This is a genomic window from Roseomonas sp. GC11, from assembly GCF_024437745.1.
GTDB lineage: Bacteria > Pseudomonadota > Alphaproteobacteria > Acetobacterales > Acetobacteraceae > Pseudoroseomonas.
Genome location: NZ_JANFNY010000033.1, coordinates 1 through 22,647, shown reverse-complemented (window position 1 = coordinate 22,647; position 22,647 = coordinate 1). Strand labels below are relative to the sequence as shown.

The following is a 22,647-nucleotide window of genomic DNA, read 5'->3' as shown; positions in this document are numbered from 1 at the left end:
GCTTTCGCCTTGCGTTCCAGACTGGTAGAGAGGGCGACTTGTCTCGATCCGGGCGCGCAAGCGCGCCCATCCATCCGCGCGGGGGTTGCTCAAGCCATGAAGTTCACGGTGGACCGGGCGGTGCTGCTCAAGGCGCTCGCGCATGTGCAGAGCGTGGTGGAGCGGCGCAACACCATCCCCATCCTCGCCAATGTCATGCTGGCCGCGCAGGATGGCACCCTGACGCTGACCGCGACCGACATGGAAATCGCCATCGTCGAGGACGTGCCGGGTGTCACCGTGGCCCGCGCCGGGCGCACCACGGCGCCGGCCGCGACGCTGTATGAAATCGTCCGCAAGCTGCCGGATGGCGCCAAGGTGGAGCTGGACCATGCCGGCGGCGACGCCCCGCTGGCCCTGCGCGCCGGGCGCTTCGCCACCAGCCTGATGGTGCTGCCGGTGGAGGATTTCCCCTCGATGACCGAGGGCAAGCTGCCGCACAGCTTCCAGATCCCCCCCGCCCTGCTGCGCGAGCTGGTGGATCGCACGAAGTTCGCCATCTCCACGGAAGAAACCCGCTACTACCTCAACGGCATCTACCTGCATGCGACGGAGGTGGAGGGCCAGCCGGTGCTGCGCGCCGTGGCGACCGATGGCCACCGCCTGGCCCGCGTCGAGGAGCCGCTGCCGGAAGGTGCCGCGGGCATGCCGGGCGTGATCGTGCCGCGCAAGACGGTGAACGAGATCCGCAAGCTGGCCGAGGAAAGCGGCGACGCCATCGAGGTGAAGCTCTCGGACACCAAGATCAGCTTCGCCTTCGGCAGCGTGCGGCTGACGAGCAAGCTGATCGACGGCACCTTCCCGGAATATGAGCGCGTCATCCCCCGCGGGAATGACAAGATCCTGACGGTGGACAAGAAGGCCTTCGCCGAGGCCGTGGCGCGCGTCGCCGCCATTTCCTCCGAGCGCTCGCGCCCGGTGAAGCTGAGCCTGAAGACGGACAGCCTGACGCTGACCGCCAGCAGCCCGGACCAGGGCCAGGCGGAGGAGGAGCTGGACAACGGCGCCGTCTCCTATGGCGCCGGCCCGATCGAGATCGGCTTCCAGGCGCGGTATCTGGCCGACATCACCGACCAGATCGCCGACAAGGTGGAGTTCCGCTTCGCCGATGGCTCCGCCCCCACGGTGGTGGTGGATGCGGCGAAGCCGGAGGCGCTCTACGTCCTGATGCCGATGCGGGTCTGAACCATGGCGCCGCGGGCCCCGCGCGCCCTGGCGGTGCTGGTGGCCGTGCTGCTGGCGGGGGGCGAGGTCGCCCGCCGCCTTGCCGCACCGGGCGGCCTGTTCCCCGGCTTCATTCCCCTGGCGCTGGATGAATTCGCCATTGCCGCCGCCCTGCTCTGGGGGGCGTGGCAGGGCCGGGCGCTGCCGCTGGTGATCGGCTGGGCGGCCTGCGCCGGGTTGCTGGCCGGCCTGCTGGCCGCCAATGCCGCCCCCCTGCTGGGCGCCCCGCCGAAACCCGGCGCCCTGACCTATACCCTGGCCCTCTCCGCCCTGCTGCTGCTGGCGCTGTGGAGCCTGTGGCGCAGCGCCAGCGGCCTGAAGCGGGACATCCACTGAAAAAGTCTTTTTGCTTCTTTTTCTTCAGAAAAAGAAGGTCTTGCTGATGCGTGGACTTGAGGGGGCTTTGCCCCCTCAAACACCCCCAGCAGGGGGCAAGGCCCCCTGCACCCGCTTTCGGTCAGAAATCACGCCGCCTTCACCTCGCCCACGAACTGATCCACTTCCAGCTTCAGGCGCTCCGACTGGCGGGAGAGGTCGGAGGCGGCGGTCAGCACCTCCTGGGCGGCGCCGCCGGTTTCATTGGCGCCCTGGCTGACGGCGGCGATGCTCTGGGTGACGGTGCTGGTGGCCTGGGCCGTGCGCTGCACCGTGCGGGCGATTTCCACCGTCGCCGTGCTCTGCTCCTCCACCGCCGCCGCGATATTGGCAGTGATGCTGCTCACCGTGCCGATGGTCGCGGCAATCGACTGGATGGCGTTCACCGCTTCCTGCGTCGCGGCCTGGATCTGGGCGATCTGGCCGCTGATCTCGTCCGTCGCCTTGGCCGTCTGCGCCGCGAGGTTCTTCACCTCCGAGGCCACCACGGCGAAGCCCTTGCCCGCCTCACCCGCCCGCGCCGCCTCGATGGTGGCGTTCAGCGCCAGCAGGTTGGTCTGCCCGGCGATATTGCTGATGAGCTGCACCACATCACCGATGCGCTGCGCCGCCTCGGCCAGGGCGCGCACCGTGGCATCGGTGCGCTGGGCGCTCTGCACGGCCTCATTGGTCACGCTGGTGGCCTCGCCGACCTGCCGGTTGATCTCGCCGATCGAGGCGGTGAGCTGCTCGGCGGCGGCGGCGACGGTCTGCACGCCACCGCTGGCCTCCTGCGCCGCATCGGCCACGGCGCCGGCCTGACGGTCCGTCTCGCCGGCCGTCGAGGTCATGGAGCGGGCGGTGGCCTCCAGCTCGGTGGCGGCGGCGGAGAGAATGCCCACCGTCTCGCCGATGCGCTCCTGGAAGCCATTCACCAGCTTTGTCAGGGATTCGGCGCGGCGCTCGCGCTGGGCGCGGGCGGCTTCCTGCTCGGCGCGGAGGCGGTCCGCCATTTCCATATTCTCGCGGAAGACGCCCATGGCGGCGGCCATGCCGCCGATTTCATCCTTCCGCCCGAGGCCGGGGATGGAGACGCTCATGTCATGGTCGGCCAGCCGGCGCATCGCCGCGGACATGCTGGTCAGCGGCGCGGTGACGCCGCGCATCACGATGACGAAGCCACCCAGCAGCAGCAGAATGGCGAAGACCAGGGTGCTGGCATTGAGGAGCAGCATCGCCTGCTTGGAGCTGGCCTCCTCCTCCGCCGTGCTCACCCCTTCCGCCATGGCGGCGCGGGCGACATCGACGGCGCGGTTCAGCATGCCGGTGTTGCGGCGCTGGATCTCGGCCAGGGGCATGGCCACGGGCTGGCCGGCCGCCAGCGGCTGGGTCAGTTCCTCGATATGGCGGAAGAAGGCATCCGGGAAGGCATCCTGCGCCGCGCGGATGGCCCCCGCCACGCGCGGGGCGAGATCCGGCAGGGCCATGGCCGCGGCGATCTGGGACCAGCCCTGCATGGCGCGGCCCCGGTCCTCGACATTCTGGATGACCGTGGCGGAATCCATCGTCCCGCCGCGCACCACCGTCTGCTCCACCCGCAGCGCCATGAGGCCGCCGGAGAGGCGCACCGTCCAGGCCGAGTTGCGCAGGGCCAGGAGCGCATCCACCGGCGCGCTCTGGCGGCGGATGCTGTTGAGCACCGCGGTATCGAGTTCCAGCACGACATCCATGTAGGACTGGCTGATGCGCGGCGCATTGGCCACCAGATCGGCGGAGCGGGCGCTGCGCGGCAGGCGTATGGCGGCATCGGCCTGCTGGCGCAGCGCGTCCATATCCGCCTTGGAGGCGCGGAGCCGGCTGGCCATCTGCGGCAGGCCGGCCTCATCCATCAGGGCCAGGGCTTTGGCGGCCGAGGCCTCCGCCGCCTGGCGGAACTGCACCACCCGCCCGCTGATATTGGCATCCGCCGGCCCTTCGCCGTTCAGGCCGGCCAGGAAGGAGCCGCGTTCGATGCGGACATTCAGCACCGTCTCGAAAAGGTGTGAGCCGATCGTCACCATCTGCGACACGCGCCGGGCCGAGCTGGCATCCCGCCATGCCCCCCAGACACCCAGGGCCGACAGGGCGAAGAGCAGCCCCCCCATGCAGACCAGGATCAGGCCCAGCATCGTCCGGATGGACCATTTTCCCAGTACCATGGCGTGAAGACCTCCCTCAGGCTGATGCCGCGAGACTAAGGGCCGGGAGTTTTCCGCTTCATGAAATGCGGCACCGTTGAGATGCCGCGCAAAAAAAGCAGCCGGGCGCGCCTTTCCGTGCCTCTGGCGGTGGCCTTCAGGCGGCCTTCACCTGCCCGACGAACTGGTCCACTTCGACCTTGAGCTGTTCCGACTGGCGGGAGAGATCGGAGGCGGCGGTCAGCACTTCCTGGGCGGCGGAGCCGGTTTCATTGGCACCCTGGCTGACGGCGGCGATGCTCTGGGTGACGGTGCTGGTGGCCTGGGCCGTGCGCTGCACCGTGCGGGCGATTTCCACCGTCGCCGTGCTCTGCTCCTCCACCGCCGCCGCGATATTGGCGGTGATGCTGCTCACCGTGCCAATGGTCGCGGCAATCGACTGGATGGCGTTCACCGCTTCCTGCGTCGCCGCCTGGATCTGGGCGATCTGGCCGCTGATCTCGTCGGTGGCCCTGGCCGTCTGCGCCGCGAGGTTCTTCACCTCCGAGGCGACGACGGCGAAGCCCTTGCCCGCCTCACCCGCCCGCGCCGCCTCGATGGTGGCGTTCAGCGCCAGCAGGTTGGTCTGCCCGGCGATATTGCTGATGAGCTGCACCACATCGCCGATGCGCTGCGCCGCCTCGGCCAGGGCGCGCACCGTGGCATCGGTGCGCTGGGCGCTCTGCACGGCCTCGTTGGTCACGCTGGTGGCCTCGCCGACCTGCCGGTTGATCTCGCCGATCGAGGCGGTGAGCTGCTCGGCGGCGGCGGCGACGGTCTGCACGCCACCGCTGGCATCCTGGGCGGCATCGGCCACGGCCCCGGCCTGACGGTCCGTCTCGCCGGCCGTCGAGGTCATGGAGCGGGCGGTGGCCTCCAGCTCGGTGGCGGCGGCGGAGAGAATGCCCACCGTCTCGCCGATGCGGCCCTGGAAGCCATTCACCAGCTTTGTCAGGGCTTCGGCGCGGCGCTCACGCTGGGCGCGGGCCGTTTCCTGCTCGGCGCGGAGGCGGCCGGCGGCTTCCATATTCTCGCGGAAGACGCCCATGGCGGCGGCCATGCCGCCGATTTCATCCTGCCGCCCCAGGCCAGGAATGCTGATGCCGAGGTCATGGTCGGCCAGCCGGCGCATCGCCACCGTCATGCTGGCCAGTGGTGCGGTGATACCCCGGCTGACAATGGCGAAGCCGCCCACCAGCAGCAGGACAGCCAGCATCAGGGCGCCACCATTCAGCGCCAGTATCATCTGCTTGCCGCCGGCCTCCTCCTCCGCCTGCCGGACGCCCTCCGCCATGGCGGCGCGGGCGACGTCATTGACGAGGTTCAGCATATTGGTGTTGCCGCTCTGCACCTCGATCAGCGGCATGGGCGTGCCCCCCGGCGCCTGGGATTGCACCACCTGCTCCACGCGGCGGAAGAAGGCATCCGGGAAGGCGGCATTCGCCGTCTGCACCGCCTGGCGCACGGCGGGGGACAGGCCCGGCATGTCGAGCGCGCGGGCGGCCTGCCCCCAGGCCTGGGCCAGCCGGCCGCGCAGCTCCATCACCAGTTGCTGGCCGGCGGCATCGATAGGCTGCCCGCGGGCGATGGGCTGTTCGATGGTCAGGCCGATGACGCCGCCCGCCAGACGCGTGGCCCAGGCGGCGTTGCGCAGGCCCAGCAGGTAATCCACCATCGCGCTGCGCATGCTGATGCTGTCGAGCACGGTGCTGTCCGTCTTCAGCACCACGTCCATATAGGTCTGGCTGGCGCCCGGGGCACGGGCCGCGAGATCCGCCGGGCGAGCCGCGCGCGGCTGGCGCAGGGCGGCATCGATCTGCTGGCGCAGCGCGTCCATCTCCGCCTTGGCGCTGCGCAGCTGGGATGCCAGCTGTGGCAGCTCCGCGCTGTCCAGCAGGTCGATCGCCTTGGCGCTGGCCGTGCGCGCGACCTGGCGGAACTGCTCCATCCGCGCGATGAGGGCGGCATCGGCTGGCGCCTCGCCGTTCAACCCGGCCAGGAAAGCCCCGCGCTCGATGCGGACATTCAGGACGTTCTCAAAAAGATGCGAGGCGATGGTCACCCGCTGCGCCACACGCCGGGCGGCGCTCGCATCGCTCCAGGCCCCCCACACCCCGCTGGCGGACAGCACGAACAGCAACACCCCCATGCTGCCCAGGATCAGGCCCAAAATTGTCCGGATGGACCATTTCCCAAGGATCATGGCGCGACGATCTCCCAAACCTCACACCACGAAGCTAGGAGAGGGAGGTTTTCCCTTTGATGAAGGGCGACACCCCGGGAGGCCGGGCGGACAGGCCCCGTTGGCGCCTTTCCGTGCCTCTGGCGGTGGCCTTCAGGCGGCCTTCACCTCGCCCACGAACTGGTCCACTTCCAGCTTCAGGCGCTCCGACTGGCGGGAGAGGTCGGAGGCGGCGGTCAGCACCTCCTGGGCGGCGGAGCCGGTTTCATTGGCACCCTGGCTGACGGCGGCGATGCTCTGGGTGACGGTGCTGGTGGCCTGGGCCGTGCGCTGCACCGTGCGGGCGATTTCCACCGTCGCCGTGCTCTGCTCCTCCACCGCCGCCGCGATATTGGCGGTGATGCTGCTCACCGTGCCGATGGTCGTGGCGATGGACTGGATGGCGTTCACCGCTTCCTGCGTCGCCGCCTGGATCTGGGCGATCTGGCCGCTGATCTCGTCGGTGGCCCTGGCCGTCTGCGCCGCGAGGTTCTTCACCTCCGAGGCCACCACGGCGAAGCCCTTGCCCGCCTCGCCCGCCCGCGCCGCCTCGATGGTGGCGTTCAGCGCCAGCAGGTTGGTCTGCCCGGCGATATTGCTGATGAGCTGCACCACATCGCCGATGCGCTGCGCCGCCTCGGCCAGGGCGCGCACCGTGGCATCGGTGCGCTGGGCACTCTGCACGGCCTCGTTGGTCACGCTGGTGGCCTCGCCGACCTGCCGGTTGATCTCGCCGATCGAGGCGGTGAGCTGCTCGGCGGCGGCGGCGACGGTCTGCACGCCGCCGCTGGCCTCCTGGGCGGCATCGGCCACGGCGCCGGCCTGACGGTCCGTCTCGCCGGCCGTCGAGGTCATGGAGCGGGCGGTGGCCTCCAGCTCGGTGGCGGCGGCGGAGAGAATGCCCACCGTCTCGCCGATGCGGCCCTGGAAGCCATTCACCAGCTTTGTCAGGGCTTCGGCGCGGCGCTCGCGCTGGGCACGGGCGGCTTCCTGCTCGGCGCGGAGGCGGCCGGCGGCTTCCATATTCTCGCGGAAGACGCCCACGACAGCGGCCATGCTACCAATCTCATCCTGCCGCCCGAGGCCGGGGATGGCGACGCTCATGTCATGATCGGCCAGCCGGCGCATCGCCGCCGCCATCGCGGTCAGCGGCGCGGTGACGCCGCGCATCACGAGGACAAAGCCGCCCACCAGCAGCAGGACAGCCAGCACCAGGACCGCGGCATGCAGGGCCAGGAGCTGCACCTTGGACGCCGCCAGGGTCTGCGCTTCGCTCACGCCCTCGGCCATGGCGGCCAGGGCGATATCGCCAGCCAGGTTCAGCATGGTTGAGCTGCGGCGCTGCAACTCCACCATCGGCATGGTGGCCGGCCGCCCGGCCAGGAGCGGCTGCACGACCTCGTCCAGATGGCGGAAGAAGGCGTCCGGAAAGGCAGCCTGCGCCGCGCGGATCGCCTGGGTCACGCGCGGGGCCAGGTTCGGCACGGCCAGGGCCTCGGTGATCTGGGCCCAGCCCTGCAGCGCCCGGCCACGATCCTCGGTATTCTGCGCGATGATCGTCGCATCCAGCACGCCCCCCCGCAGGACGGCCTGATCGGTCCGCTGCGCCATCAGCCCGCCCGACAGGCGCAGCGCCCAGGCCGAGTTGCGCAGGCTCAGGAGGAAATCCACCGAGGCGCTTTGCCGCGAGATGCTGCCGAGGACCGTGCCGTCCAGTTCCAGCGCGACATCCATATAGGCCTAGCCGGTGCGCAGCGTATGCGCCACCAGATCCGCCGCGCGGGCATTGCGCGGCAGACGCATCGCGGCATCCACCTGCTGGCGCAGCGTCTCCATCTCGGCCTTGGCGCCGCGCATCCGGCTGGCCATCTGTGGCAGCCCCTCCTCCGCCAGCAAGGCCATGGCCCGCTGGGCAGAAGCCTTCGCCACCTCACGGAACTGCGCCACACGCGCCAGCAGGCCGGCTTCCGCCGGGCCCTCGCCGCCCAGGGCGGCGAGCATCGCCGCCCGCTCCAGCCGGACACTCTGCACCGTCTCGAAGAGGTGCGAGCCGATCGTCACCATCTGCGCCACGCGCCGGGCCGAGCTGGCATCCCGCCATGCCCCCCAGACCCCCAGGGACGACAGGGCAAACAGCAGAAGCCCCATGCTGCCCAGGATCAAACCCAGCGTCGTCCGGATGGACCACCGTCCCAGGATCATCGCGCGACCGCTCTCGAAAGTTCGGCCAGGACCGTAAAAGGGTCAAATCTTCCCCTTCGTGAAACCCGTGCGCCAGCGCCCACAAAAAAGGGCGCCCGGAGGCGCCCTTTTCCATCCCGGAGAAAAAGCCGGGATCAGCGCAGGACGATCTCGACGCGGCGGTTCTGCGGCTCGCGCACGCCATCGGCGGTCGGCACCAGCGGGCGGCTCTCGCCAAAGGCCTGCACGGTGATGGCGGTGCGGGCGACGCCCAGGCGCACCAGTTCCGCCGCCACGGCCTCGGCGCGGCGCTGCGACAGGCGCTGGTTGTACTGCGGCGTGCCCGAGCGGTCGGCATGGCCGGCCACCTCGATGCGCGTCGCCTGCACGCGGCCGGCATTCTGCGCGGCCTCGGCGATGATCTGGCGGGCGCGGTCCGTCAGGTCGGCGCGGTCGAAGTCGAAGAAGACCAGATAGGTGCGGGCCGGGGCCGGCGCGGCGGCCGGGGCGACCGGCGCGGCGACGGGCACCGGGGCCGGCGGCACCGGCTGGTTGAAGGCGTAGCGCAGGCCCAGCATGATGGAGTGGTTGTAGCTGTCCACTTCCGTCTTGCCGCGCGCCTGCACCGTGTTGCCCAGGCGGATGGTGCTGTCGATCTCCGACTGCAGCGTGCCGAGGAAGCGGTATTCGGCGGTGACCGCCAGGCCGGGCACCGCCGTGATCGGCAGCGAGGCGCCCACGATGCCCTGGTAGGCGAACTGGCCGTCACTGCCATCCACCGTCAGGCTGCCGCCATTGGCGGCGCGGGCGGTGACGTTGTCGTAGTCGTTCCAGACATAGCCGGCGCCGGCGCCGATATAGGGCACCACCGGCCAGCCGAGCTGGTGGAAATCGTAATAGGCGTTGAACATGGCGCCATAGGAGCGCGCGGTGCCGCTGCTGTTCAGGCGGCCGAAGCCACTATAGCCGCTCAGCTTGTCGACATCGTTCTGGCGGTAATTGCCCTCGATCTCAGCGCGCACGCCGTTGCCGAAGCCGTAGCCCAGCGCCAGGACGCCGGTGAAGCCGGTGCTGAATTCCGCCGTGCCGGAGCGCGAGACGCCGTTGCCGCGCAGGAAGCTGGCGGCGCCGCCCTTGGTGTCGAGGTCGCTCTCCTGGAGGAAGTTCACGCCGCCGCCGGCACCGATATAGACGCCCGTCACGGGCGTGGTCTGGGCCTGGGCGGCGAGCGGCGAGAGCAGGGGCAGGCCCAGCAGGGTGGCGGCCAGCAGCGCATTGCGGAACGTCATGGCAGTGATCCTCGCATTGTCCGTTCTCGGACTCTGTGGCGCACAAGCTAGGAGCCGCGCGGCACGAAAAACAGCCTGGAAGGCCGAGTATCGCGCATCACGGCGATTGTGAGGGGACTTGTGGCACGCAGGACACAGTTATGAATGGCTCCTGAAGAATCATGTAAAATCCCCTTACAATTGGTCACGTTCCAGGCGCTGACTTGAGCGTGACCAGAAGGCGCCCCGCCCTTTCCCGGCAGGCCTGACCGAGGGGTTTCCAAAGGCCTCAGGCCTTTGGTGGGGAGAGTTTGAGAGGGGCGAAGCCCCTCTCAAGGCCGCGCGCGCAGCGCGCCCTCAGGCCAGGGCCGGCGTGGCCGCCGCCGGCGCGGCCGTGCCCAGCCCCAGATTGCCCGCCAGCAGCCGCGCCAGCCCATGCACCCCGGCCAGCGCCGGCACCGGCAGCCCGGCATGCTCCGCCAGTTCCACCAGTGCCCCCAGGATCGGGCCGAGTTCCAGCGCCCGCCCCGCCTCCAGATCCTGCAGCATCGAGGTGCGGATGGCCCCCAGCCGGCGGGTGATGGCGATGCGCGCCTCCGGCTCGCCCAGATCGGGCAGGCCGAGGCGCTCCCCCAGCGCCGCCATCTCCCGCATCATCGCCAGGACCAGCCCCAGCACCCCGGAATCGCCCAGCAATTGGGCGGAATCGGCGCGGGCCAGGGCACTCAGCGGGTTCATCGTGGCATTGCCCCAGAGCTTGCTCCACACCGCGGCATGGATGTCCGGCACCACCTCGGCCGGGATGCCGCCGGGCAGGAAGGCCGCGGCGATCGCCGCCGCCGCGCCCTCGCCGGCGGGGTCGCCGAGCAGCAGGCGGTCCGCCTTCACCAGGCGGATGACGCCCGGCGCCTCCACCCGGCTCGCCGCATGCACCACGGCGCCCACCACGCGCCGGGCCGGCAGCGCGGCGGCCAGGGCGCCGCCCGGGTCCACCGCCTGCAACACCCGCCCGCGCGCCGGGCCGCCGCGCGTCTCCAGGAACCACCAGGGCACGCCGTTGATCGCCGGCAGCACCAGGGTGCGCGGCCCGAGCACGGCCTGGATCAGCGGCAGCGCCCCCGGCAGGTCCTGCGCCTTCAGCCCCAGCACCAGGAGATCCGGCCCGGCGAGGCGCGCCGGCTCATCCGTCGCCAGCAGGGAAAACCGCGCCGCCGCCTCGCCCTCGGCCAGGGTGAGGCCATCGCGGCGCAGTGCCTCCAGGCTGCGGCCGCGCGCCAGCAGCCCCACCTCATGCCCCGCCCGCGCCAGCCCCGCCGCCAGCCAGCCGCCGATCGCCCCGGCCCCCAGAACCACAGCCCGCATCCGCCTGCCCTCCCGCCGCGCCGGTTGGCCCCGGCGCCGTCCTGATCCTGGGCGCCAGCCTAGCGGCCGCAGGGCGGGCGGGGAACCGCCATGGGCAAAGCCATTCCGGGCACGAAAATTGCTTCATCAAAACGTCACGCTGGAGCATGCCCGCCATGATCCTCCCCCGCCTCCTCCCCGCCGAACCGGAGCCGCTGCCGCTCGACCCCGCGCGCGCCGCCCTGCTCCTCATCGACATGCAGCGCGATTTCCTCGAGGCCGGCGGCTTCGGCGAGGCGCTCGGCAATGATGTCACCCGCCTGCACGCGGCCATCGGCCCCTGCCAGGCCGTGCTCGCCGCCGCCCGCGCGGCGGGGGTGATGGTGATCCACACCCGCGAGGGCCACCGCCCCGACCTCTCCGACGCGCCCCCCGCCAAGCTGGCGCGCGGCGCGCCGGGCCGGCGCATCGGCGATCCGGGGCCGATGGGCCGCATCCTCATCCAGGGCGAGCCGGGGCACGACATCATCCCCGCCCTCGCCCCCATCGCCGGCGAGCCGGTGGTGGACAAGCCCGGCAAGGGCGCCTTCCACGCCACGGGGCTGGAGGCGATGCTGCGCAACCGTGGCATCGAGACGCTGCTGGTGGGCGGCGTCACCACCGAGGTCTGCGTCCACACCACCATCCGCGAGGGCAATGACCGCGGCTTCCGCTGCGTCGCCCTGGCCGATTGCTGCGCCAGCTACTTCCCCGAATTCCACGCCCTGGGCCTCGCCATGATCAAGGCCCAGGGCGGCATCTTCGGCTGGGTCTCCGACAGCGTGGCCCTCACCGCCGCCCTCGCCACCCCCGCCGCCGCCTGAACCGCCATGCCCGGGCTGGCACAGCCGGCCCGCACAACGAGAGGAGAGCGTGCCCATGTCTGCCCCGACACCCCGCGCCGCCCCCGCATCCTGGTCGCCCCCGCTCTGGTCGCCGGGCGACTGGAACGCGCTCTTCGGCTTCGGCACCAACATCCTCGTCAACCTGCTGGTGCTGACGGGGCTGCTGCGCTTCGTGCTGAAAATGCCCGACGCCATCACCTTCGGCCGCATCCTGCCGGCGGCGGGGCTGATGCTCTGCCTCTCCACCGTCTATTACGCGTGGCTGGCCTGGCGGCTGGCGCGCGAGACGGGGCGGGATGATGTCTGCGCCCTGCCCTCCGGCATCTCGGTGCCGCATATGTTCGTCGTCACCCTGGTCATCATGCTGCCCATCGCCAGCATGACGGGGGACCCGGTGAAGGGCTGGGAGGCCGGGCTGACCTGGGTCTTCATCCAGAGCTTCATCCTGATGATCGGCGGCTTCGCCGCGCCCCTCATCCGCCGCATCACGCCGCGCGCGGCGCTGCTCGGCACCCTGGCCGGGGTCTCCGTCACCTTCATTTCCATGCGCCCGGCGCTGGAGATGTTCATGACGCCGGTGATCGGCCTCGTCTGCTTCGCGATTGTGCTGCTCGCCTGGTTCGGCGGCATGCGCTACCCGCGCGGCCTGCCGGCGGGGCTGGTGGCCATCGCCTTCGGCATGCTGGTGGCCTGGGGCGCCGCGGCGCTCGGCCTCGCCACCGGCGGGCGCAGCCTCTCCGCCCTCTGGGCCGGGCTCTCCGGCATCGGCTTCGCCGTGCCGCTGCCCGCCTTCGATCACGTCTTTGGCGGCTTCCAGTATCTCGGCATCATCCTCGTCACCGCCATCCCCTTCGGCATCTATGATCTCGTCGAGGCGATGGACAATGTGGAGAGCGCCGAGGTGGCGGGCGACCGCTACCCCACCACCCGCGTGCTCACCGCCGATGGCGTGGTGAGCCTGATCGGCTGCCTGATGGGCAACCCCTATATCAACGCCGTCTATATCGGCCATCCCGGCTGGAAGGCGATGGGCGGGCGCATCGGCTACTCGGCCGCCACGGGGGCGGCGGTGCTGGTGCTCACCTGGCTCGGCATCATCTCGCCGCTGCTCGACCTCGTCCCCGTCGTCGCCATCAGCCCGATCCTGCTCTATATTGGCATGCTGATCGGCGCCCAGGCCTTCCAGGAGACGCCGCACCGCCACGCCCCGGCCATCGTGCTCGCCCTGGTGCCGCACCTCGCCGCCTGGGGCAAGACGATGATCGATGGCGCCCTGGGCGCCGCCGGCACCAGCGCCGCCGCCGTCGGCCTGGAGAAAATGGCCGGCATGGGCGTGCTCTATGAGGGCCTCTCCATCCTCGGCGAAGGCTCGATCCTCGGCGGGCTGATCCTCGGCGCCATCGCCGTCTTCATCATCGAGCGCGACTTCACCCGGGCCGCGGCCTTCGCCCTGGCCGGGGCGGTGCTGACCTTCTTCGGCTTCATGCACGGCCCGGCGGTGGGGTTGGCCGTCACCCCCGGCCTCGCCGCCGCCTATGCCCTGGTGGGCGGGCTGCTCTATGCCTGCCCGCGCCTCGGCCTGCTGCCGCTGGCGCCCCCCGCCGCCGTGCAGCCCAGCGCGGCTGAATAGGGCGCGGCCGAAGAGGGCGCGGCCGAAGAGGGCAGGGCCGGAGAGCGCGCCGCCGGGCAGGCCGGCCGGAACAGGCGGCGCCACCTCGGGCAGGGGGCGCCGCCTTCGCTCTCCAAACCATCGGATGACATTTTTTCCACATCCCCCCCGGCGGGGCTGGCCTGCCGCCCCTCCCTGGGCGAGCCTGTGGAAAACCCGTCATCCCGCCGCCACGCGGCCACCGCGCCACCCCGCGCGGTGCCGTAAGCCTGGGCTGCCCGCCCCGCTTCACAGGCCCCGGAGAGCACGGGAAAGAACCACGGCCGCACCCCCGCCCGCGGCCCAAGGGAGGTTCCCGCCATGATCCCGCGCCGCGCCCGCTTTCTCCTGGCCTTTCCCCTCCTCGCCACCCTGCTCCTGGGCGTACCCTGGGCCGGGCCGGCCCGGGCGGGGGCGCTCTATCAGATCGACCAGCGCTACGGCACGGTGGGCTTCGCCGTCTCCGTGCTCGGGCTCTTCGACGTGAAAGGACGCTTCGCCCGCTTCGATGGCGAACTGAATCTCGACCTGCAGCGCCCCGAACTCTCCAGCGTGCGCGTCGAGCTCGATACCCCCTCCGTCGACATGCCACAGCCCGACCAGGCCGAATTGCTGCGCTCCCCCGCCTATTTCGACGTGGAGCGCTTCCCCCGCGCCCGCTTCGCCAGCCAGGCGATCACGCCGCTCTCCCCCACCCGGTACCGCATCACCGGCACGGTGGAGATCCGCGGCGTGACCCAGCCCCTGCTGCTGGAGGCCAATCTGCTGAACCGCCACACCGACACCGCGCGCGGCATGGAAGTGGCGGACCTCGTCATCACCGGCGAGGTGCTGCGCTCCGGCTTCGGCATGGTGGCGGACCGGCCGGCCCTGTCGGACCGCGTGCAGCTCGACATCCGCATCCACCTCGCCGTGCCCGCCGATGCCCGCTGAGCCGCGCCCCATCCCGCCCCGCCCCATCCCGGCAGGCTGGAGCCGGGCCCAGCGCCGGCTGCATTGGGGCATGGCCGTGCTGGTGCTCCTCGCCGCCGCCCTCGGCCTCTACATGGTCGGGCTGACGCTGCGGCAGATCCTGCAGAAGGTCATTCTGTATCAGGTTCATAAGAGTATCGGGCTGACGGTGCTCGGCATGGCCCTGCTGCAACTCCTCCTGCACCACCGCCGCGGCGCGCCGCAGGAGCCGGGCCTGCCGCCCTGGCAGCGCGCCGCCGCGCGGGCGGTGAAGGCGGCGCTCTTCCTGCTGCTGCTGGCCACGCCCCTGCTCGGCTACCTGCTGGCGGCCACCTCGCCCCTGCCGGTGCCCACCCTCTATCTCGGCCTCATCCCCGTGCCGCATCTGGTGGGGGCCGATCCGCTGTGGTTCAGCCGCCTGCAAGGGCTGCACAAGGCCGCCGCCTGGGCGATGCTCGCCCTCGCCGCCGGCCACGCCATGGCCGCCCTGCACCACCACCGCGCCGGGCGCGCCGTGCTGCGCCGCATGTGGCGCGGCTGAAGGCCCCGGTGGTGGGTGGGAAGAAACAGGAAGAAATGTTCTTTTTGGAAAAAGAACCAAAAACTTTTTTTCAGTTGGGGGCTGGGATGTGAGGGGGGGGAAGCGTGGGGATCAGCCGAAGAAAACATGGTCGTAGGAAAGGCCGGTGGCGCCCAGGCCCTGCAGGACCACGCCATCGGTGCCCAGCGTCAGGACAAGGTCGGCTCCCTGGCGGGTGGTCGCGGCGGCCAGCTGCTCCGCCGTCAGCGTGCCGAAGCCGGTGAGCACCAGCGTGTCGCCCTCCGCCGCGCGGAAGTCGAGGATGACATCCTGCCCGCCCCCGCGCGCGATGACGAAGGTATCGGCATCGGCACCACCCTGCAGCCGGTCGCGGCCCTCGCCGCCCTCCAGCCGGTCGCGCCCCGCCGCGCCCAGCAGCGTGTCATCCCCCGCCCCGCCCTGGAGCAGGTCATTGCCATCCATGCCAAGCAGGCGGTTATGGCCGCCATTGCCGACGAGGCGGTTATCCTGGCTGTTGCCGCCCCCGGCGAGATCCGCGCTGCCCAGCTGGACCAGCGCCTCGATGAAAGCCGGCAGGGTGAAGTCCACGCTGGTCTGCACCGTGTCATAGCCGCCGCCTGCTACCTCGACGATGGTGTCGAGCCGCGTATCCACGCGATAGGTGTCGTTGCCGGCACCGCCCACCATCCGGTCGCCGCCCTCGCCGCCATCGAGCAGGTCGTTGCCCTCGCCGCCCTCGAGGACATCGCCCCCCGCCCCGCCCAGCAGCATGTCGTCGCCCGCCATGCCGCGCAGCACATCGCCGCCATCGAGGCCGGAGAGGATATTGGCCAGGCCATTGCCGGTGATGACGTTGTTGGCCGCATTGCCAGCGCCCGAGACGGCGCTGCCATAGAGCTCCAGATACTCGCTCCAGTTGGGCAGGATGAAGTCGATGAAGCTGCGCACCGTGTCGTAGCCCTGGTACTGCACCTCCACCACCTGGTCCCCGACATCATCCACCACATAGATGTCGTTGCCGGTGCCGCCGATCAGCAGGTCCGCGCCCGTGCCGCCGCGCAGGATATCGGCACCGCTGCCACCCTCCAGCCGGTCATTGCCCGCGCCGCCCTCCAGCACGTCATCCCCCGCGCCGCCGCGCAGCAGGTTGGCCTCCGCATTGCCGTAGATCGTGTTGTCCGCGGCATTGCCGGTGCCGTCCCGCGCCGTGCCGGTCAGCACCAGGATCTCGATATTCTCCGAAAGGGTGAGGCTGGCGCTGCTGTAGACCTTGTCCGTCCCCTCGCCCGCGCGCTCGACCAGCGTCACCGTGCCGCTGTCGGTGTAATAGGTGTCGTTGCCGGTGCCGCCTTCCATCCGGTCATTGCCGCTGCCGCCGATCAGGATGTCATCCCCGCCCAGGCCCAGCAGGATATCGTCGCCGCCGAGCCCGCTCAGCCGGTTGGCCGCGTCATTGCCGGTGAGGAGGTTGTTGGCCGCGTTGCCGGTGCCCGAGAGCGCGGCATGGCCCAGCAGCTCCAGATTCTCGACCGTCTCCGCCAGCGTCAGGCTGAACCAGCTGCGGAGGGTGTCGGTGCCCTCGCCCGCCACCTCCACCACGCGGTCGCCGAGGGAGTCGATGACATAGGTGTCGTCGCCGAGGCCGCCCACCATGACATCATTGCCGGCGCCGCCATCAAGCTCGTCATCCCCGCCGCCGCCCTCCAGCACGTCATTGCCGGCCATGCCGAAGAGGCGGTTGGCATCCTCCCCGCCGGTCAGGATGTTGTCGGCCGCGTTGCCGGTGCCCTGGAGCACCGGCACGGCAGCCGCGCGCAGCAGGGTGGATGACGCGGCGGCGGCGCCATCGGTGAGGATGAGGCGCTCCACCCAGTCCGGCAGCACGATGCTGACGCTGCTGCGGATGGTGTCCACCCCGCCATCCTGCGTCTCCACCACCCGGTCATTGGCGGAATCGACGATGTAGAGGTCGTTGCCGGCGCCGCCGGTCATCACGTCATCGCCCGTGCCGCCATCGAGCGTGTCCTGGCCGCTGCCGCCCAGCAGCGTGTCATTGCCGGCGCCGCCTTCCAGCTGGTCATCCCCCGCGCCGCCCTCCAGCCGGTCGTCACCGCGATTGCCGCGCAGGTGGTTGGCGAGGCCGTTGCCGATCAGCACATCATCGCCATCGCCGCCGATGGCGTGCTCGATCACCGTGCCGGCGGCGAAGCGCAGGCTCTGGCCGGCGATCTGGCTGGCCGTCGCGCCGGAGAGGTCGAGGCGCGCGGCCGCCGTCAGCGCCGCGCCGTTCAGCGTGTCCTCGCCCGTGGCATCGGCCAGCACGGCGCGGGAGGGGTCGGCCGCCGCCAGGGTGGCGAATTCATCGGTATAGACATGCTGCGTGTCGGCCGAGGCGGCGGAGCCCAGCACCGTCAGCGTCCAGCCCTTCAGCGTGCCGGTATTGCCCGCCGCGGCGTCGTAGATGCGCAGCATCCAGCTGCCCTGGGAGGATTCGCCCAGGAACTGCACGCTGCTCAGGGTGAAGGAGAGGGTGTTGTTCGCCGCGTCATAGCTGCCATTGCCGAGGCGGTCGAGCAGCACGCTCTGCGTGCCCGAGGGCGAGACCAGCCAGATGCGCAGATCGCCGATGCGGTCATGCTGCAGCTGGATCTGCACCTCGACCCGCTCGACCGAGAGCGCCTCGGTGATCTCCAGCGTCTGCGTCGTGCGGCTGAGGTCGCGGAGGGTGGAGATGGCCTGGCTGCTGGCGCTCGATTCCTTCAGATTGGCGGCGGTGGACTGCGCCTCCCAGCTCTCGGCGAGGCGGATGGCGGCATGCGCGTCGATCAGCCCGAAGCCGGCGCCGTTCGAGACATGCATCCCCCCGCCATTCCACCCGCTGGCGGCATTGGTGAACCAGCCCGCCCCCGTGGCATCCGTCAGCCGCGCCGACAGCGCCAGGATGGTCTGCACATCGCGGTAGCCGAGATTGGGGTTGGCCTCCAGCATCAGCGCCACGGTCGCCGTGCCGAGCGGGGCGGAGAAGGAGGTGGCCGTCCCCGGCGCCACCACCAGCAGCGCGGCGCCGGTGTTGGAGAAGTTCTGCACCGCCCCCTTCTCATCCGTCGCGCCGACGAGGACGGTGTAGCGGTTGTTCGAATAGCTGTGCGTGTTGACGTCATCGCCCTGCACGCCATTGTTGCCGGCGGAGCGGACGAAGATGGTGCCGAGCCCGCCGCGCCCCTCGGCGGCGGCCTGGGCCATGGCGGCGGCGGCGCCGGCATAGTCGGCGCTGGCGAAATTGTCGCGGAAATACTCGCCCGAGCGGCTCCAGGAATTGTGCGAGATATCGACCTGCCATTGCAGGCCGAGCATCTCCGTCTCCTGCGCCACGGTGCGGTAGGCGCGGGTATCGACCGTGTAGGACACCAGCGTGGCGCCAAAGGCCGCGCCGACGCCGCCCGTGCCGTTATTGGCCTTGGCCACCAGCAGCGTGGCCACCGAATGGCCGTGCCGGTCGGCATCATCGGCGGCGGTGGTGCCGCTGGCGGTGACGCTGGCGGACCAGTCGATCTGCCCCTTCAGCTCGGCATTGCTGGCCACGGGCATGGTGTCGATCAGCCCGATCCGCACGCCCTTGCCGGTATATTCATCGTAAAGCGAGGCAATATTGATGCCGGTGCCGGCCTTAAGCTGCCACTGGCCAGAAAACTGCGGATCGTTGAAGCTCGCCATCAGTCTTGCGGCCCTGTCTTCGTCGGGCTGCTAGGCGTAGCGAAAAGAGTTAACGAAACTCCCCCAAGAGGCACGCGAAAAGGTGAATGCCTCTCTCGGCCCCCGCGCGGGAGAGTAACCAGGAGTGCAGGATGATCACGCCGCCGCGAGAGGGCCCTCTCCGCCCCAGCTCCTGCCCATGCCCCGCCGGGTCCTGGCGCCGGGCCCCGGGCCGGTGCGGCCGCGCATGAACGGCCCCGCCCTCCCCCCTCCCCTCCCCTCTCCCCTGCCGCCGCCGGGCGAGGTCACGGCCTTCGGCGCCTATGAGATGCTGCGCCTGCACCGCCCCGGCGCCCGCCATCTCGTGGTGGCCCTGACCGGCCTCGGCGATGCCTCCCGCCCCTATGCCGGCTTCGAGTTCCAGTCCTCCCTGCAGGACCTGCCGGAGGTCGATGCCGTGCTGCTGCGCGACACCTCGCGCAGCTGGTGGCTGAACCCCGAGGGCTGGGCGGAGCTGGTGGCCGCCCTGCGCGCCCTGGCCGCGGCGCGGCCCTATGCGAGCATCAGCCTGCTCGGCCTCAGCCTGGGCGCGCGCGGGGCCCTGGCCCTGGCCGGGGAACTGCCCCAGGCGCGGGTGCTCGCCCTCTCCCCGCCCTATACGCTGGACCGCGCCCGGCACGGCCGCTGGGTGGTCCGCCATGCCCGCTGGCTGGAAGCCCATGCGGCGGGGGCGGGCAGCGACAGCCGCCTGGTGGGCGACCCCGCCCGCTACCTCCTCGCCTTTGGCGATGACGAGCCGATCGACCTCGCCAGCCTCGCCCTCTTCGAGGCGGCGGGCTGGCCCGGCCTCTTCCTGCTGCCCGGCGCCCTGCACAATCTGGCCCGCGTGCTGAAGGAACGCCGCCGGCTGGGCCGCGTCATCGCCCTGCTGGCCAGCGGCGCGCCCATGCCGGCCGTGGCGGCGGCCATGGGCGCGCTGGCGGCCCACCCGCATGTCTATGGGCTGCGCATGCTGGCGGCGCGGCGCCTGCTCTTCCAGGGCGAGCTGCGCGCCGCGGACGAGGCCCTGGAGGAGGCCTGGGCGGTGGTGGGCGCGCAATCGCCCCGGCTGGGGCGCCTGCTCTGGCTGCGCCACGGCCTCGACCCCGCGCCGCCGCCGCGCGCGGTGCTGGAGGCCCTGCCCTGCGCCACGCTGGACATGACGCTGGAGGGCGGCGCCAGCCTGAGCTTCCGCAGTTCCGAGGCGGTGCGGGTGCCCGGGCCGGTGCTGCTCGGCCCGCTGGCCCTGCTGCGGCTGCGCCTGCCCGGTGCCACCCGCGCGGTGCTGACCCTGCGGGCGGAGGCGCCGCCCCGCCTCAATGCCGGCGGCGCCACCCCCCTCACCGCCTTCCGGCCCGAGGGGGCGGGCTGGCGGCCGCTGGCGCAATCCCCGGCGCCGCAGCAGCCGCTGCGCGTCGAACTGCCGCTGGAGGAGGGCGAGGCGGAGCTTTTGCTGCACCGCCCCGGCTTCTTCTCCGGTTTCGATGCCGAGGGCACCGCGGATCAGTTCGCCTGGGCCATGCGCCTGCGCGAGCTGGCCCTGGCGCCGGGGTGAGGCGCAGGGAGAAGACGGCCCGCATCCTTGAGAGGGGCTTCGCCCCTCTCAAACTCTCCCCACCAAAGGCCTGAGGCCTTTGGAAACCCAACGGAAGGCGGGTGCAGGGGACCCACTCCCCTGTCCGAGGGAAAGACAAAGGGGGGGTGAGGGGCGAAGCCCCCTCAGTCCCAAGGGTCCCTCATTCTTCGTCCCAGCCCTCCAGCACCTGCACGAAGCGGCTGAGCCAGGCATTGGTCTGGCTGCCATCCAGCACCCGGTGGTCGATGGTCAGCGAGACATAGGCCATGGGCCGCACCAGGATGGCGTCCTGCCCGCCGCTCTCGCGCACCACCACGCGCTTCTCCATCCGCCCGATGCCGAGGATGGCTGCCTGCGGCTGGTGGATGATCACCGGCGCCGCCAGCAGCGAGCCGGAGACGCCGTGGTTGGAGACGGTGAAGGTGCCGCCCTGCATCGCCTCCGGCCGCAGCCGGCCGGCGCGGGCGCGCGCGGTGAGGTCCTGCACCCGTTCCGCCAGCCCGAACAGGGAAAGCGACTGCGCCTCCCGCACCACCGGCACCACCAGCCCCTCCTCGCCGAGGGCGGTGCCGATGCCGATATGCACATCCTGGAAGATCTCCAGATGATCCTCGTGCCAGCGACTGTTGACGGCGGGGGCCGCGGCCATGGCGCGCACCGCCGCGCGCAGGAAATAGGCGCTGTAGGTCAGCGCCACGCCACGCGCGGCGAATGCCGCGCGGTGCGCGGCGCGGTGCGCCACGATGGCGCCCAGATCCGCCTCGAACACCGCCGTGACATGCGGCGCCGTGGCGACCGAATGCGCCATGTGCCCGGCGATGGTACGCCGCATCGGGCTGTGCGGCACGCGGGTGACGCGGGGGGTTTCCCCGGCGGGCGGCGGCGCGACCTGTGGCTGCCGCATCGCCAGCACCACATCATGCCGCGTCAGCCGGCCATCCCGCCCCGTGCCCTCCAGCCGCGCCGGGTCCAGCCCGCTCTCGCGCAGCAGCTTGCGCACGGCGGGGGAAAGCCGGTGCTCCGGCACGGCTGGCGGCGCCTCCGCCCCGGCGGGCGGTGCGGCGGCCTCGGGGACAATATGGCCGAGCAGCAGGCCGGGCTGTACCTCCCCCTCCCGCACCAGGATGGCGGCGAGGCGCCCCGTGGCGGGGGCGGTCACCTCCATCGCCACCTTGTCCGTCTCCAGTTCCAGTAGCGGCTCGCCCTCCGTCACAGGGTCGCCCTCCGCCTTCAGCCAGGCGCGGATCACCGCCGCGCTGCCATCCTGCGCGAGGGGCGAGAGGATGGCGACCGGCTCGGGCATGCTGCCCATGGGCACGGCGCCCATGCTCAGAACCCCACCAGATCGAGGATGCGGGCGCGGATGCGCTCCACCGAGGGCAGCACATGCTCCAGCAGGCGCGGATGGTGCGGGCTCGGCACATCCGGCATGGCGAGGCGCGCCACCGGCGCGTCCAGCTCCAGGAAGGCCTCCTCGGCGATGCGCGCGGCGATCTCGGCGCCGAAGCCGGCGCTGCGCAGATCCTCATGCACGATCAGGCAGCGATGCGTGCGCGTGACGGAGCCGAGCACCGCCGCGCTGTCCCAGGGCACCAGGGTACGCAGGTCGATCACCTCCACCGAGCGGCCACTGGCGGCGGCGGCGGCCTCGCAGCGCTCCACCATCGCCCCCCAGGTGACGAGGGTGATCTCCTCCCCCGCGCGCAGGATGCGGGCGCGGCCGAAGGGCAGGGCATAGTCATCGCCCGGATAGGGGCGGCGCGCCCAGGCGGCATCCAGCATGGCGCGATGCTCCAGGAAGACCACCGGGTCATCCCCGCGCAGCGCGCCGCGCAGCAGCCCCACCGCATCCTCGGCATTGGAGGGCATGGCGACCTTCCAGCCCGGCGCGTGGATGAACTGCACCTCATTGGTCATGCTGTGCCAGGGGTCGCCGCATTTGAAAAAACCCACCGGCATGCGCAGCACCATCGGCACGGCGAAGCGGTTGGCGGTGCGCCAGCGCAGCGTGCCGGCATCGTTGATCTGCTCCGTCGCCGGGTCGGCATATTTGCGGAACTGGATCTCGGGCACCGGCAGCAGCCCCGCCAGCGCCATGCCGACGGCGCGGCCGACGATGCCTTCCTCCGAAAGGCTGGTGTCGAAGACACGGCTTTTCCCGAAGCGCTCCTGCAGCCCCAGCGTTACCGCGTGCACGCCGCCCTTGGGGCCGACATCCTCGCCGAACAGCACCATGCGCGGATTGGCGGCCAGCTCCTGCGCCAGCGTGCGGCGCAGGGCGGCGACCATGTTGATGCGCGGCCCCTCCGGCCGGGAGGTGTCGGAGGCCGGCAGCGGGGCGAGGCCGGCGCCGCGCAGCCCGCCCATCACCTGCGGCGTGGCGCCGGAAAACACATCCTCCAGCGCGCTCTCCGGCGCCGGGGCGGGGCGGGCGGCGGCGGCCTGCCGCGCGGCGGCGACATCGGCGGCGG

16 protein-coding genes are annotated in these 22,647 nt (G+C 71.3%); 7 read left to right on the top strand and 9 right to left on the bottom strand.

Features of this window, described 5'->3' with window-relative positions; all coding sequences use genetic code 11:
- Positions 1-96 precede the first annotated feature (96 nt).
- Both dnaN and NON00_RS12075 read left to right on the top strand, forming a co-directional pair.
- Positions 97-1,224 carry a DNA polymerase III subunit beta gene (gene dnaN / locus NON00_RS12080; RefSeq protein ID WP_256021193.1) on the top strand — a complete coding sequence of 376 codons (1,128 nt, stop codon included), beginning with the start codon at positions 97-99 and terminating at the stop codon, positions 1,222-1,224.
- Between the two features lie 3 nt (positions 1,225-1,227).
- Positions 1,228-1,599: a hypothetical protein gene (locus NON00_RS12075; protein ID WP_256021191.1), complete on the top strand. Its 372-nt coding sequence runs from the start codon at positions 1,228-1,230 to the stop codon at positions 1,597-1,599.
- A 128-nt stretch (positions 1,600-1,727) separates the two neighbouring features.
- Here NON00_RS12075 and NON00_RS12070 read toward each other — a convergent pair whose 3' ends face one another.
- From NON00_RS12070 to NON00_RS12045, 6 genes are all read right to left on the bottom strand, one after another.
- A complete protein-coding gene (locus NON00_RS12070; protein WP_256021188.1) occupies positions 1,728-3,815 on the bottom strand; it encodes a methyl-accepting chemotaxis protein in 2,088 nt (695 codons plus the stop codon).
- 136 nt (positions 3,816-3,951) lie between these two features.
- Positions 3,952-6,036 carry a methyl-accepting chemotaxis protein gene (locus NON00_RS12065; protein ID WP_256021187.1) on the bottom strand — a complete coding sequence of 695 codons (2,085 nt, stop codon included), beginning with the start codon at positions 6,034-6,036 and terminating at the stop codon, positions 3,952-3,954.
- Between the two features lie 132 nt (positions 6,037-6,168).
- Positions 6,169-7,788 carry a methyl-accepting chemotaxis protein gene (locus NON00_RS12060; RefSeq protein ID WP_256021184.1) on the bottom strand — a complete coding sequence of 540 codons (1,620 nt, stop codon included), beginning with the start codon at positions 7,786-7,788 and terminating at the stop codon, positions 6,169-6,171.
- Between the two features lie 6 nt (positions 7,789-7,794).
- Entirely contained in the window at positions 7,795-8,256 is a 462-nt protein-coding gene (locus NON00_RS12055; protein ID WP_256021181.1) for a Tar ligand binding domain-containing protein, read from the bottom strand.
- Positions 8,257-8,390: 134 nt separating this feature from the next.
- The gene (locus NON00_RS12050; protein WP_256021179.1) at positions 8,391-9,524 is read right to left on the bottom strand and encodes an OmpA family protein; all 1,134 of its coding nucleotides are present in this window, start codon (positions 9,522-9,524) and stop codon (positions 8,391-8,393) included.
- Between the two features lie 336 nt (positions 9,525-9,860).
- Positions 9,861-10,865, bottom strand: coding sequence for a 2-dehydropantoate 2-reductase (locus NON00_RS12045; protein WP_256021176.1), 1,005 nt, complete (start codon positions 10,863-10,865; stop codon positions 9,861-9,863).
- A gap of 155 nt (positions 10,866-11,020) precedes the next feature.
- Here NON00_RS12045 and NON00_RS12040 point away from each other — a divergent pair, with 155 nt between their 5' ends.
- The 4 genes from NON00_RS12040 to NON00_RS12025 all read left to right on the top strand — a co-directional run bounded on the left by NON00_RS12040 (position 11,021) and on the right by NON00_RS12025 (position 14,868).
- Positions 11,021-11,707 (top strand): cysteine hydrolase family protein, encoded by a 687-nt coding sequence (locus tag NON00_RS12040; protein ID WP_256021174.1) that lies wholly within the window; start codon positions 11,021-11,023, stop codon positions 11,705-11,707.
- 55 nt (positions 11,708-11,762) lie between these two features.
- Complete coding sequence (locus NON00_RS12035; RefSeq protein WP_256021172.1) at positions 11,763-13,358, top strand: hypothetical protein; 1,596 nt, start codon at positions 11,763-11,765, stop codon at positions 13,356-13,358.
- 339 nt (positions 13,359-13,697) lie between these two features.
- On the top strand, positions 13,698-14,309 hold the full coding sequence (locus tag NON00_RS12030; protein ID WP_256021170.1) for a YceI family protein: 612 nt from the start codon (positions 13,698-13,700) through the stop codon (positions 14,307-14,309).
- Positions 14,299-14,868: a cytochrome b/b6 domain-containing protein gene (locus NON00_RS12025; RefSeq protein ID WP_256021167.1), complete on the top strand. Its 570-nt coding sequence runs from the start codon at positions 14,299-14,301 to the stop codon at positions 14,866-14,868. The genes NON00_RS12030 and NON00_RS12025 overlap by 11 nt, the downstream gene beginning before the upstream one ends.
- Before the next feature lie 111 nt (positions 14,869-14,979).
- On the opposite strand, the gene NON00_RS12020 is transcribed toward NON00_RS12025, so the two are convergent.
- The gene (locus NON00_RS12020) at positions 14,980-18,582 is read right to left on the bottom strand and encodes a proprotein convertase P-domain-containing protein (protein ID WP_256021164.1); all 3,603 of its coding nucleotides are present in this window, start codon (positions 18,580-18,582) and stop codon (positions 14,980-14,982) included.
- 226 nt (positions 18,583-18,808) lie between these two features.
- On the opposite strand from NON00_RS12020, the gene NON00_RS12015 reads away from it, so the two are divergent.
- Entirely contained in the window at positions 18,809-20,155 is a 1,347-nt protein-coding gene (locus NON00_RS12015; protein ID WP_256021163.1) for a hypothetical protein, read from the top strand.
- A 181-nt stretch (positions 20,156-20,336) separates the two neighbouring features.
- Here NON00_RS12015 and NON00_RS12010 read toward each other — a convergent pair whose 3' ends face one another.
- Both NON00_RS12010 and NON00_RS12005 read right to left on the bottom strand, forming a co-directional pair.
- Complete coding sequence (locus NON00_RS12010; RefSeq protein ID WP_256021160.1) at positions 20,337-21,503, bottom strand: dihydrolipoamide acetyltransferase family protein; 1,167 nt, start codon at positions 21,501-21,503, stop codon at positions 20,337-20,339.
- 2 nt (positions 21,504-21,505) lie between these two features.
- Positions 21,506-22,647: alpha-ketoacid dehydrogenase subunit beta (locus NON00_RS12005; protein WP_256021158.1), on the bottom strand; the 1,142-nt coding region annotated here is incomplete at its 5' end.

Excerpts from the sequence above, each read along its gene's own strand:
- dnaN (WP_256021193.1), top strand. The coding sequence starts at position 97 with ATGAAGTTCACGGTGGACCGGGCGGTGCTGCTCAAGGCGCTCGCGCAT.
- NON00_RS12075 (WP_256021191.1), top strand. The coding sequence starts at position 1,228 with ATGGCGCCGCGGGCCCCGCGCGCCCTGGCGGTGCTGGTGGCCGTGCTG.
- NON00_RS12070 (WP_256021188.1), bottom strand. The coding sequence starts at position 3,815 with ATGGTACTGGGAAAATGGTCCATCCGGACGATGCTGGGCCTGATCCTG.
- NON00_RS12065 (WP_256021187.1), bottom strand. The coding sequence starts at position 6,036 with ATGATCCTTGGGAAATGGTCCATCCGGACAATTTTGGGCCTGATCCTG.
- NON00_RS12060 (WP_256021184.1), bottom strand. The coding sequence starts at position 7,788 with ATGGATGTCGCGCTGGAACTGGACGGCACGGTCCTCGGCAGCATCTCG.
- NON00_RS12055 (WP_256021181.1), bottom strand. The coding sequence starts at position 8,256 with ATGATCCTGGGACGGTGGTCCATCCGGACGACGCTGGGTTTGATCCTG.
- NON00_RS12050 (WP_256021179.1), bottom strand. The coding sequence starts at position 9,524 with ATGACGTTCCGCAATGCGCTGCTGGCCGCCACCCTGCTGGGCCTGCCC.
- NON00_RS12045 (WP_256021176.1), bottom strand. The coding sequence starts at position 10,865 with ATGCGGGCTGTGGTTCTGGGGGCCGGGGCGATCGGCGGCTGGCTGGCG.
- NON00_RS12040 (WP_256021174.1), top strand. The coding sequence starts at position 11,021 with ATGATCCTCCCCCGCCTCCTCCCCGCCGAACCGGAGCCGCTGCCGCTC.
- NON00_RS12035 (WP_256021172.1), top strand. The coding sequence starts at position 11,763 with ATGTCTGCCCCGACACCCCGCGCCGCCCCCGCATCCTGGTCGCCCCCG.
- NON00_RS12030 (WP_256021170.1), top strand. The coding sequence starts at position 13,698 with ATGATCCCGCGCCGCGCCCGCTTTCTCCTGGCCTTTCCCCTCCTCGCC.
- NON00_RS12025 (WP_256021167.1), top strand. The coding sequence starts at position 14,299 with ATGCCCGCTGAGCCGCGCCCCATCCCGCCCCGCCCCATCCCGGCAGGC.
- NON00_RS12020 (WP_256021164.1), bottom strand. The coding sequence starts at position 18,582 with ATGGCGAGCTTCAACGATCCGCAGTTTTCTGGCCAGTGGCAGCTTAAG.
- NON00_RS12015 (WP_256021163.1), top strand. The coding sequence starts at position 18,809 with ATGAACGGCCCCGCCCTCCCCCCTCCCCTCCCCTCTCCCCTGCCGCCG.
- NON00_RS12010 (WP_256021160.1), bottom strand. The coding sequence starts at position 21,503 with ATGGGCGCCGTGCCCATGGGCAGCATGCCCGAGCCGGTCGCCATCCTC.